Annotated in this window: 16 protein-coding genes; all 16 read right to left on the reverse strand. The window is 66.6% G+C overall.

The annotated features are described in order from the left end of the window. Positions 1 to 3 precede the first annotated feature (3 nt). Complete coding sequence (gene rpsC / locus ACZ60M_RS21005; RefSeq protein WP_205326517.1) at positions 4 to 810, reverse strand: 30S ribosomal protein S3; 807 nt, start codon at positions 808 to 810, stop codon at positions 4 to 6. Then, entirely contained in the window at positions 810 to 1274 is a 465-nt protein-coding gene (gene rplV, locus ACZ60M_RS21010; RefSeq protein WP_465420501.1) for a 50S ribosomal protein L22, read from the reverse strand. Before rplV ends, rpsC begins: the two co-directional genes overlap by 1 nt. Positions 1275 to 1311: 37 nt before the next feature. Beyond that, entirely contained in the window at positions 1312 to 1593 is a 282-nt protein-coding gene (gene rpsS / locus ACZ60M_RS21015; protein WP_208496280.1) for a 30S ribosomal protein S19, read from the reverse strand. Between the two features lie 3 nt (positions 1594 to 1596). Further along, positions 1597 to 2439 carry a 50S ribosomal protein L2 gene (rplB, locus tag ACZ60M_RS21020; RefSeq protein WP_228094838.1) on the reverse strand — a complete coding sequence of 281 codons (843 nt, stop codon included), beginning with the start codon at positions 2437 to 2439 and terminating at the stop codon, positions 1597 to 1599. Between the two features lie 12 nt (positions 2440 to 2451). Then, the gene (gene rplW / locus ACZ60M_RS21025; RefSeq protein ID WP_208496278.1) at positions 2452 to 2766 is read right to left on the reverse strand and encodes a 50S ribosomal protein L23; all 315 of its coding nucleotides are present in this window, start codon (positions 2764 to 2766) and stop codon (positions 2452 to 2454) included. Beyond that, complete coding sequence (gene rplD, locus ACZ60M_RS21030) at positions 2763 to 3413, reverse strand: 50S ribosomal protein L4 (RefSeq protein WP_465420503.1); 651 nt, start codon at positions 3411 to 3413, stop codon at positions 2763 to 2765. Before rplD ends, rplW begins: the two co-directional genes overlap by 4 nt. Positions 3414 to 3415: 2 nt before the next feature. Then, positions 3416 to 4063 carry a 50S ribosomal protein L3 gene (gene rplC / locus ACZ60M_RS21035; protein ID WP_465420504.1) on the reverse strand — a complete coding sequence of 216 codons (648 nt, stop codon included), beginning with the start codon at positions 4061 to 4063 and terminating at the stop codon, positions 3416 to 3418. A 7-nt stretch (positions 4064 to 4070) separates the two neighbouring features. Further along, the gene (rpsJ, locus tag ACZ60M_RS21040) at positions 4071 to 4379 is read right to left on the reverse strand and encodes a 30S ribosomal protein S10 (RefSeq protein ID WP_026922761.1); all 309 of its coding nucleotides are present in this window, start codon (positions 4377 to 4379) and stop codon (positions 4071 to 4073) included. A gap of 427 nt (positions 4380 to 4806) precedes the next feature. Next, positions 4807 to 6000: an elongation factor Tu gene (gene tuf / locus ACZ60M_RS21045; protein ID WP_465420506.1), complete on the reverse strand. Its 1194-nt coding sequence runs from the start codon at positions 5998 to 6000 to the stop codon at positions 4807 to 4809. 132 nt (positions 6001 to 6132) lie between these two features. After that, on the reverse strand, positions 6133 to 8238 hold the full coding sequence (gene fusA / locus ACZ60M_RS21050; RefSeq protein WP_465420508.1) for an elongation factor G: 2106 nt from the start codon (positions 8236 to 8238) through the stop codon (positions 6133 to 6135). Positions 8239 to 8259: 21 nt separating this feature from the next. Further along, positions 8260 to 8730: a 30S ribosomal protein S7 gene (rpsG, locus tag ACZ60M_RS21055; RefSeq protein WP_030155149.1), complete on the reverse strand. Its 471-nt coding sequence runs from the start codon at positions 8728 to 8730 to the stop codon at positions 8260 to 8262. A 2-nt stretch (positions 8731 to 8732) separates the two neighbouring features. Beyond that, positions 8733 to 9104, reverse strand: a complete 372-nt coding sequence (rpsL, locus tag ACZ60M_RS21060) for a 30S ribosomal protein S12 (RefSeq protein WP_270114993.1) — start codon at positions 9102 to 9104, stop codon at positions 8733 to 8735. Between the two features lie 620 nt (positions 9105 to 9724). Then, positions 9725 to 10087 carry a hypothetical protein gene (locus ACZ60M_RS21065; RefSeq protein WP_465420510.1) on the reverse strand — a complete coding sequence of 121 codons (363 nt, stop codon included), beginning with the start codon at positions 10085 to 10087 and terminating at the stop codon, positions 9725 to 9727. Positions 10088 to 10096: 9 nt separating this feature from the next. Further along, positions 10097 to 10315 (reverse strand): hypothetical protein, encoded by a 219-nt coding sequence (locus ACZ60M_RS21070; RefSeq protein WP_465420512.1) that lies wholly within the window; start codon positions 10313 to 10315, stop codon positions 10097 to 10099. Between the two features lie 8 nt (positions 10316 to 10323). After that, entirely contained in the window at positions 10324 to 10719 is a 396-nt protein-coding gene (locus tag ACZ60M_RS21075) for a type II toxin-antitoxin system VapC family toxin (RefSeq protein WP_465420513.1), read from the reverse strand. Continuing rightward, on the reverse strand, positions 10716 to 10973 hold the full coding sequence (locus tag ACZ60M_RS21080; RefSeq protein WP_465420515.1) for a FitA-like ribbon-helix-helix domain-containing protein: 258 nt from the start codon (positions 10971 to 10973) through the stop codon (positions 10716 to 10718). Before ACZ60M_RS21080 ends, ACZ60M_RS21075 begins: the two co-directional genes overlap by 4 nt. Between the last annotated feature and the right edge of the window lie 171 nt (positions 10974 to 11144).

An 11144-nucleotide genomic window follows, 5' to 3' on the forward strand; every position in this document is an offset into this window, starting at 1 on the left:
CGCTTAGCCCTCCTGCTTCTCAGACTCGGCGGGCGCGGCGGCAGCGGCCTCGGCAGGCTGAGCGGCGCCACGGCCACCACGGCCGCGTCCGCCACGGGCGGCGCCGGCTCCGCCACGGCCACCACGGCCGCCGCGGTCGGGACCGGAGTCCCGGCGACGCTGCACCTGCTCGGCCTGCTCCTTGAGCGTGGCCTCACCCTTGTAGATCCACACCTTCACGCCGATACGGCCGAAGGTCGTGGCGGCCTCGAACAGGCCGTAGTCGATGTTCGCGCGCAGCGTGTGCAGCGGGACCTGGCCCTCGCGGTACTGCTCCGAACGGCTCATCTCGGCGCCGCCGAGGCGGCCCGAGCACTGCACCTTGATGCCCTTCACGGTCGGGTTGCGCATGGCCGACTGAATGGCCTTGCGCATCGCGCGACGGAAGTTGACACGGCTGGACAGCTGCTCGGCCACACCCTGGGCGACGAGCTGAGCGTCGATGTCGGGGTTCTTGACCTCGATGATGTTCAGCTGGACCTGCTTGCCGGTCAGCTTCTCCAGGTTGCCGCGCAGACGATCGGCCTCGGCGCCTTTACGGCCGATGACGATGCCCGGGCGGGCGGTGTGGATGTCGACGCGGACCCGCTCGCGGGTGCGCTCGATGTCGACCTTGCTGATGCCGGCGCGCTCGAGACCCTTGGTCATGAGCTGGCGGATCTTGACGTCCTCACCGACGTAGTCGGCGTACTCCTTGTCGGCGTACCAACGCGAGGTCCAGTCGGCGCTGATGCCGAGGCGGTACCCGTGCGGGTGGATCTTCTGCCCCATTAGGCGTTCTCCTCCTTCTCAGCGTTTTCGTTGGACTGCACGTCGGCCTCGACCGGCTTCGCGGCGGCCTTGGGCCGGCGAACCGAGGGAGAAGCGGACTGCTTGGCCTGGACCGACTCGACCACCACGGTGATGTGGCTGGTGCGCTTGTTGATCCGGTAGGCGCGACCGTGGGCGCGCGGACGGTACCGGCGCATGGTCGGGCCCTCGTCGACCTTGATCTCGGACACCAGAAGCGATTCCGGGTCGAGACCGAGGTTGTTCTCGGCGTTCGCCTGAGCCGACGCGATGACCTTGTAGACCACTTCGGCCGCGCTGAAAGGCGCGAACTCCAGGGTCGTCAAGGCCTCGTCCACAGGCAGGCCACGCACGAGGTCGACGACGCGGCGCGCCTTGCGAGGTGCTACGCGGACGTACCGCGCCACCGCGCGCGCCTTCGGAGCCTCCTGCTCCACTGTTGCCATCGTTCTAATCCTTCGTTCGTTTCTCAAAGCCCGTGGCCTAGCGGCGACGGCTCTTCCGGTCGTCCTTCTCGTGCCCGCGGAACGTGCGGGTGGGAGCGAACTCGCCGAGCTTGTGCCCGACCATGTTCTCCGTGACGTAGACCGGAACGTGCTTGCGACCGTCGTGCACGCCGAAGGTCAGCCCGATGAAGTCCGGGGTGATCGTCGAGCGGCGCGACCAGGTCTTGATGACGTTCTTGCTCTTGGTCTCGATCGCGACGTCCACCTTCTTCTGCAGGTGGTCGTCGATGAACGGGCCCTTCTTGAGGCTGCGAGCCATGGACTACTTCCCCCGCTTCCGGTTGACGTTGCGACGACGGACGATGAGCCGGTCGTTCGGGTGGTTCCGCTTGCGGGTGCGGCCCTCGGGCTTGCCCTGCGGGTTCACCGGGTGACGACCACCGGACGTCCGGCCCTCGCCACCACCGTGCGGGTGGTCGACGGGGTTCATGACGACACCGCGGACGGTCGGGCGCCAGCCCTTCCAGCGCATGCGGCCGGCCTTGCCCCAGTTGATGTTGCCCTGCTCGGCGTTGCCGACTTCACCGACGGTGCCGCGGCAGGTGACCTGGACCAGGCGGATCTCACCGGAAGGCATGCGCAGGTGCGCGTACTTGCCTTCACGGGCGAGCAGCTGGATCGAGGCGCCGGCGGAGCGACCGAGGGCGGCGCCGCCGCCCGGCTTGAGCTCCACCGCGTGGATCGTGGTACCGACCGGGATGTGACGCAGCTCCAGCGAGTTGCCGGGCTTGATGTCGGCCTCCGGGCCGTTCTCGATCACGTCACCCTGCTTGATGCCCTTGGGGGCCAGGATGTAGCGCTTCTCGCCGTCCGCGTAGTGCAGCAGCGCGATGTTGGCGGTGCGGTTCGGGTCGTACTCGATGTGAGCGACCTTCGCCGGCACGCCGTCCTTGTCGTGGCGACGGAAGTCGATCACGCGGTAACGGCGCTTGTGGCCGCCACCGCGGTGACGGGTCGAGATCTTGCCCGAGTTGTTGCGGCCGCCGGTCTTGGAGATCGGGCGCAGCAGCGACTTCTCGGGGGTCGAGCGGGTGATCTCGGCGAAGTCGGAGACGCTCGAACCGCGACGACCCGGGGTCGTCGGCTTGTACTTGCGAATAGCCATTGCTTCTTGCTCCTACGAGATCTGTCCGCCGAAGATCTCACCCAGGCGACCGGGGTCGCCTTCCACGGTGATGATCGCGTGCTTGACACTCTTGCGCTGACCCCAGCCGGTACGGGTGCGCTTGCGCTTGCCCGAGCGGTTCAGGGTGTTGACGCTCTTGACGTCCACGTTGAAGATCTGCTTGACGGCGATCTTGATGTGGCTCTTGTTGGCGCGCGGGTCGACCTCGAAGGTGTACTTGCCCTCACCCAGCAGGGTGTAGGTCTTCTCCGAGATGACCGGCTTGATGATGATGTCGCGCGGGTCGGCGACGGTCACTTCGCTCACGCCGCGACCTCCTGCTCAGTGCGGTCAGCGATGAACGCCTCGATGGCGGCCTCGCTGAACACGATGTCGACGTTGTTGAGCACGTCGTAGGTGTTGACCTGGCCCCAGTCGAGCAGGTGCACCTCGGGCAGGTTCCGCAGGCTCAGGGCCGCGGTCTGCTCGTCGCGCGTGAGGACCACGAGGACCTTGGAGGCCTCGGTGATCGCCGCGAGCGCAGCCTGGACGGTCTTCGTCTTGGGCGCGTCGCCCTCGATGAAGGCGTCGATGACGTGCACGTTCTCGCCGCGCACCCGGTCGGTGAGGGCACCCGCGAGAGCGGCGGCCTTCATCTTCTTGGGCGTGCGCTCGGCGTACGAACGCGGCTGCGGGCCGTGGACGACGCCGCCGCCGGCGAACTGCGGCGCGCGGATCGAGCCCTGACGGGCGCGGCCGGTGCCCTTCTGGCGGTACGGCTTCTTGCCGCCGCCGCGGACTTCACCGCGGGTCTTGGTCTTGGCCGAGCCCGTGCGGGCGGCGGCCAGCTGCGCCGTGACGACCTGGTGCATGAGCGGGATGTTCGGCTCGACGTCGAAGATCGACGCGGGGAGCTCGATGGTCTTACCCGTCTCCTTGCCAGAGGCGTTCTTGACGTTGATTTCGAGGCTCATGGTTATGCCACCTGCTTGACTGCCGTGCGGACGAGCACCAGGCCGTTCTTCGGCCCGGGGATGGCGCCCACGATGAGCAGCAGACCGCGCTCGGCGTCGACCGCCTGGATGCGCAGGTTCTGCGTGGTGTGACGGGCGTGGCCCATCCGGCCGGCCATGCGCATGCCCTTGAAGACGCGGCCCGGGGTGGCGCAGCCACCGATCGAACCGGGCGCGCGGTGCACCTTGTGCGCACCGTGGCTGGCGGGGAGACCGCCGAAGCCGTGGCGCTTCATGACGCCCGCGAAGCCCTTGCCCTTGGTCGTGCCGGTGACGTCCACGATCTGGCCGGCCTCGAAGGCCGTGGCCTCGATGGTCTGGCCGAGCTCGTAGTCGGCGGCGTCCGAGGTGCGCAGTTCGACGAGGTGGCGACGCGGAGCGACACCGGCCTTCTCGAAGTGGCCCTGGAGCGGCTTCGTCACGTTCTTGAGTTTGATGTCGCCGAAGCCCAGCTGCACGGCCGAGTAGCCGTCGATGTCGGGCTTGCGAACCTGGGTGACCACGTTCGGGCCGGCCTGCACCACAGTGACCGGAACGGCGCGGCCGTTCTCGTCCCAAACCTGGGTCATGCCGAGCTTGGTGCCCAGGATTCCCTTGATCTGCCTGTCCATTGGTCCCCTACAGCTTGATCTCGATGTCGACGCCGGCCGGGAGGTCAAGGCGCATCAACGAGTCGACCGTCTTGGGGGTCGGGTCGAGAATGTCGATGAGGCGCTTGTGCGTGCGCATCTCGAAGTGCTCGCGCGAGTCCTTGTACTTGTGCGGCGACCGGATCACGCAGAAGCGGTTGATCTCAGTCGGCAGCGGCACCGGCCCGGAGATGGCAGCACCGGTACGGGTGACCGTCTCCACGATCTTGCGGGCCGAGGAGTCCACGACCTCGTGGTCGTAGGCCTTCAGCCTGATGCGGATCTTCTGTCCCGCCATGTGTCCTTACCTAACGTAAATTGGCTGTTCAGACCGCTCCACGCGGTCGGGCGTGTCGCGAGTGCGAGACTGGCTTGGGCACAGCAGTGCCTCTCGCTGGTCTCTTTGGCTCGCCCGCCTGCCCGTCGTGAAACGGTCCCTCTCAGCACCTACGAGTGCCTACTCGGGCCCGCGGGCCGGGCGTGAGCACCGGTGTCCATCGCAGTGCACAGCACTGGGAACGCCGGAGCGTACGCAACCTGAATATTATGCCTGCTCCCCCGTTCACCCAGCAAGCTGGGGTCGGGCAACAGTGGGACAGGTTACGCGTATGCGTGGTGTCCGCGTCTCAGGCGCCGGACCGGAGGGTATCGCCGGTCACCGCGCGCCCAGAATGAGACGCAAGTAAACCGGGGTGGCTCTCAGCGAGCCACCCCGGCACTAGGTCTTACTTGAGGACCTTGGTGACGCGGCCGGAGCCGACCGTGCGGCCACCCTCGCGGATCGCGAAGAGCAGACCCTCGTCCATGGCGATGGGCTGGATGAGCTCCACCTTCATGTCGGTGTTGTCACCCGGCATGACCATCTCGGTGCCCTCGGGGAGGGTCACGACGCCGGTCACGTCGGTGGTCCGGAAGTAGAACTGCGGACGGTAGTTGTTGAAGAACGGCGTGTGGCGGCCGCCCTCGTCCTTGGACAGGATGTAGACCGCAGCCTCGAAGTCGGTGTGCGGGGTGGTCGTGCCAGGCTTGACGGCGACCATGCCGCGCTCGACCTCTTCGCGCTTGGTGCCGCGGAGCAGGAGGCCCACGTTCTCACCGGCGCGCGCGTCGTCGAGGGTCTTGCGGAACATCTCGATGGCGGTGACCTTGGTCTTGATCGCGCCCTCGCGGATGCCGACGATCTCGACTTCCTCGTTGGGGAGGAGCACACCGCGCTCCACACGACCGGTGACCACGGTGCCGCGGCCCGTGATGGTGAAGACGTCCTCGATCGGCATGAGGAACGGCAGGTCGGTCGCGCGCTCCGGCTCCGGGACCGAGTCGTCGACGGCCTGCATCAGGTCGGCGACGGCGTTGACCCACTTCTCTTCGCCCTCGAGGGCGCCGAGCGCGGAGACCTGGACCACGGGAGCGTCGTCGCCCGGGAAGCCCTGGTCGGACAGCAGCTCGCGGACCTCCATCTCGACGAGCTCGAGGATTTCCTCGTCGTCGACCATGTCGGACTTGTTGAGCGCCACGACGACGTAAGGAACGCCGACCTGGCGGGCGAGCAGGACGTGCTCGCGGGTCTGCGGCATGGGGCCGTCAGCGGCGGACACGACCAGGATCGCGCCGTCCATCTGGGCAGCACCGGTGATCATGTTCTTGATGTAGTCGGCGTGCCCGGGGCAGTCGACGTGCGCGTAGTGACGGGCCTCGGTCTGGTACTCGACGTGCGAGATCGAGATCGTGATACCGCGCTGGCGCTCCTCGGGAGCGTTGTCGATCTCGTCGAACGGCGTGTACGGGTTCAGGTCCGGGAACTTGTCGTGCAGGACCTTGGTGATCGCCGCGGTGAGCGTGGTCTTGCCGTGGTCGACGTGACCGAGCGTGCCGATGTTCACGTGCGGCTTAGTGCGCTCGAACTTTTCCTTTGCCACTTCGTCCTCCTGTGGACTGGGTAAATCTGGTTTGACTTATCTAGGACCCATTGCGTCGCTTTGGAATAGCAACACCGCTGCTGGCAACAGGTGGTCAGCGGGCGGGCGCCCAGGCTTGGGCGCCCAGTCCGCTTACTCGCCTGTCGCCTTGGCGATGATCTCCTTGGCGACGTTCGCCGGGACTTCGGCGTAGGTGTCGAACTGCATCGAGTAGTTCGCACGCCCGGCAGTCTTCGACCGGAGGTCGCCGACGTAGCCGAACATCTCCGAGAGCGGCACGCGGGCGGTGACCGTGCGGTCGTTGCCCCGCTCGCCCATCTCCTGGATCATGCCGCGACGGGAGTTGATGTCGCCGATGACATCGCCCATGTTGTCCTCAGGGCAGATGACCTCGACGGCCATGACGGGTTCGAGGATCACCGGACGAGCCCGCTTCGCGGCCTCCTTCAGCGCCATACGACCCGCGATCTTGAAGGCCATCTCCGAAGAGTCGACCTCGTGGTACTGACCGTCGATCAGTTCCATCTTGACGCCGACCAGCGGGTAGCCCGCCAGCACGCCGTCCGGCATCGCGGACTCCGCGCCGGCCTTGACCGACGGGATGTACTCGCGCGGGATGCGGCCACCGGTGATCTTGTCGTCGAACTGGAAGATCTCGTCCTCGTTCGACTTCATCTCCAGCGGTTCGAGGTTGACGAGCACGCGCGCGAACTGACCGGAACCACCGGTCTGCTTCTTGTGCAGGTACTCGACCTTCTCCACCCGCTGGGTGATGGTCTCGCGGTAGGCGACCTGGGGCTTGCCGATGTTCGCCTCGACGCCGAACTCCCGCTTGATGCGGTCGACCATGATGTCGAGGTGCAGCTCGCCCATGCCCGAGAGCACGGTCTGGCCGGTCTCCTCGTCGGTCTGGACCCGGAAGGTCGGGTCCTCTTCGGCGAGGCGCTGGATGGCGGTGCCCAGCTTGTCCTGGTCGGCCTTCGACTTCGGCTCGATGGCCACGTCGATCACCGGCTCCGGGAAGATCATCGACTCCAGGATCACCTGGTGGTTCGAGTCGCTGAGCGTGTCACCGGTGGTGGTGCCCTTCAGGCCCTGCACCGCGATGATGTCGCCCGCCTGCGCCGACCCGCGCTCTTCGCGCTTGTTGGCGTGCATCTGGTAGATCTTGCCGATGCGCTCTTTGCGGCTCTTGGTCGAGTTGATGACCTGAGTGCCCGACTCCACGGTGCCCGAGTAGATCCGGACGTAGGTGAGCCGACCGAGGTGCTTGTCGGTCTGGATCTTGAACGCCAGGCCCGCGAAGGGCTCGTCGACGTCCGGGTGACGCTCGGCCGGGGTCTCGTTGTCGGTGAGGGTCCCCTTGATGGCCGGGATGTCGAGCGGGCTCGGCAGGTAGTCCACGACCGCGTCGAGCAGGGGCTGGACGCCCTTGTTCTTGAACGCGGTACCGCAGAGCACCGGGTTGATCAGGTTGGCGATCGTGGCCTTGCGGATCGCGGCCTTGACATCGGCGACCGAGATCTCCTCGCCCTCCAGGAAGCGCTCGGCGAACTCGTCGTCGGCGTCCGAGAGGGTCTCGAGCAGCTTCTCGCGGTACTCCGCGGCCTGGTCGGCCAGGTCCGCGGGGATCTCCTCGACGGTGTACTCCTCGCCGAGACCGGTCTCGCCGCGCCACACCTTGGCGTGCATCTCGACCAGGTCGACGACGCCGATGAAGTCGGCCTCGTTCCCGATCGGGAGCTGGATCACCGCGGTGTTGGAGTTGAGGCGGTCCTGCATCATCTCGACGCAGCGGAAGAAGTTCGCGCCGGTGCGGTCGAGCTTGTTGACGAAGCACATACGAGGAACGTCGTACTTGTTCGCCTGACGCCAGACGTTCTCGGTCTGCGGCTCCACGCCCGCGACACCGTCGTAGACGGCGATGGCGGAGTCGAGCACGCGCAGCGAACGCTCCACCTCGACGGTGAAGTCGACGTGGCCGGGCGTGTCGATGATCTGGATGATGTTCTCGCCCCAAGAACACTTGGTGGCGGCGGAGGTGATGGTGATACCACGCTCCTGCTCCTGCTCCATCCAGTCCATGGTCGCGGCGCCGTCGTGGACCTCACCGATCTTGTGCGACACACCGGTGTAGTACAGGATGCGCTCGGTGGTGGTCGTCTTGCCGGCGTCGATGTGGGCCATGATGCCGATGTTGCGGAGCAGGGCGAGTTCCGCGTTAGCTTTGTTAGCCACGATCTCTCAGTCTCTCTGCGACTACCAGCGGTAGTGCGCGAATGCCTTGTTGGAATCGGCCATCTTGTGCGTGTCCTCGCGCTTCTTGACCGCGGCGCCGAGGCCGTTCGAAGCGTCCAGGATCTCGTTCGTCAGACGCTCGACCATGCTCTTCTCGCGGCGGTCGCGGGAGTACCCGACCAGCCAGCGGAGGCCGAGGGTCGTGGCGCGCTGCGGGCGCACGTCGACCGGCACCTGGTAGGTGGCGCCACCGACACGGCGGGAGCGGACCTCGAGGGTGGGCTTGACGTTGTCGAGCGCACGCTTGAGGATCACCACGGGGTCCGAGTCGGCCTTCTTGCGGCAGTTCTCGAGGGCTTCGTAGACGATGCGCTCGGCGAGGCGGCGCTTGCCGTCCTTGAGGACCTTGTTGATGAGCTGGGTGACGAGCACCGAGTTGTAGACCGGGTCGGCGGTAAGCGGCCGGCGCGGCGCGGGACCTTTACGCGGCATGCTTACTTCTCCTTCTTCGCGCCGTAGCGGCTGCGGGCCTGCTTGCGGTCACGGACACCCTGGGTGTCGAGCGCGCCGCGGATGATCTTGTAGCGGACACCGGGGAGGTCGCGGACACGACCGCCGCGGACCAGCACGATGGAGTGCTCCTGCAGGTTGTGACCCACACCCGGGATGTAGGCGGTGACCTCGGTGCCGTTCATGAGGCGCACGCGGGCGACCTTGCGCATAGCCGAGTTCGGCTTCTTGGGCGTCGTGGTGTACACGCGCGTGCACACGCCGCGGGCCTGCGGGCTGCCCTTCAGCGCGGGCGTCTTGGTTTTGCTGGTCTTGGCCTTGCGGCCGTTGCGGACCAGCTGCTGGATGGTTGGCACTGAGGCGAACCCCTCTCAACAGTCGACGGTTGCGTATTCCTGGCTTGCGGCGCCACCTGTCCCCCAGATCACTCTTTCCGGGCCCCTAAAGGACCAGGTCAGTGACGTGGGTTTCCGTCCCCCGCGTTCGGGCGTGTCGCGTCTCTCCGGACCCATACCGGCAGGCGAGGCAGACCGAGGTCGGCCGTCGTGCAGGTTCAGACGCGTTCGCGAACGGACCCATCAGGGCCGGCCATGACGACCGTGTTCACGAAGCCCCCAGTGCGAGGGATGCGTGCCGATGACGCCAGCTGACGGGATCAGATCCCGTCGTCTTGCAGGCACGCAACCTGGCCTGGCTCTCACGGGGACCAAGCTGCCGGAGTTGACAGGGCCACCATGCCGCTCAAAGCGGTGTCCAGGCGCAAGGGAAAAGCCTACCTAGCCTAACGAACAAGGTCAAAGCCGTTTTCGCCCCGCAAGGTATCCGTGTTCAGTGTCACGGATGCTCGTGGAGGAAGGCCCTGGCCTGCTCGTTCGGTGCGGTAGACACACCGTGGCCTATATTAGCTCGCGATGCGGGACGCGCCCGCGCGGGATGCCTCATCAGAGGCGCTGTTCACCAGCAGTTCCCTCAGGCGTCAGCCTGAAACGGCGACGCCCCCGCCATAGCTCGCTCCCCCGGCCTCCCGAGCCAGCGAGACCACCCAGACGAGCAACGCGGCGACCACTACAGCAGAAGCGATCCCGATGGCGATCCAGGAGAGCCGCCGAATACCGGGCAACCGCGACGCGCCGAGCAGGAACCCTTCCGACGCACGGATATCGGCCTCCGCCTGCCGCGCGAGCATCAGCGCGATGACTGCAGGAACAGCCCCGCCAACGAAGAGCGACAAGGCGACACCGATGCCCGCGAGCAGCCGCGCCGCCACCACCTTCGTCGACTCCACCGGCTCCGGATCATCCGGATGCCGAACCCCGAAAACCCCCCGCACCTCAACCACCCGCCCATCCTAGGGGCCGGGTTGCTCAGGCGCTTCCTCGGTCGTTTCGAATCCCCCGAGGTACGCCAGGAACTCCTCGTCGCTGTAGAAGGTCCTGGTCTGCCCCGCCGCGATCTGAGCATCGGCCTCACGCTCGCCAGCAATCCACTCCGGGGTCCAGAACCACTCCTGGTCGGGCGGGACGACCTCCGGGCGCACCCACCGATCCCCGTCTTCGTGCTCAGCCATCGCTCACCTCACTCGATCACGCGGACATCGCAGCGACGTACCGGACAGTCCACGAGCTTCCGGTCGGTTGTCACCACCGGGCAGTCGAGCTGTTCCGCCAATGCGATGAAAGCGGCGTCGTACGGCGTCATGTTGTCCCGCAGTTCCCACGCCCGGTCCGCGACCTGCGACCATGGCGCGCGCACGATCGGCATTTCACGAAGAGTGGCCAACGCGAATTCGGCCCGCTCCACGGTCAGCTTCCGACCGAGAAGCCTCCCGCGAATCGCCGATGTCGTCTCGACCGCGATGTGATCGGGGGCGTGCCATCCCTGGTCTTCGGTGAGCAGCAACCGGGCGCGATGCGCTCGTCCGTCATCGCTTGTCAACGCCTCCACGAGAAGCGATGAGTCGATAACGATCATGCCTCGCCCAGGTTCCGCCGGTCGCGCTCTGCTCGCTGCTCGGCGATTTCGCTTACGGCGTCTGATTCCGTGCCGGTGTAGCCGCCGCCCATCGAGTCGAGCCGTTTCAGCATCGCGATGCTCCGCGTCCTGCGACCCGCCTCCTCGAACAGCGTCATCAGATAGGCCTGCATCGACTGGCCTCGCGCCTTTGCCGCTGCGGCCAGTGTGTCCCGCAGGTCCTCGGGGACATCTCTCACCTGAATGTTCACCATGCATGTATTTTACATGCTTTCAGGCGTGAAGATCGACGGTGAAACGCCGGTGGGGGGGGGGGGGGGGGGGGGGGGGGGGGGGGGGGGGGGGGGGGGGGGGGGGGGGGGGGGGGGGGGGGGGGGGGGGGGGGGGGGAGAGGAGGGGGGGGGGGGGGGGGCACTTAAGGAAAA

The organism is Glycomyces sp. NPDC050141, assembly GCF_055586545.1.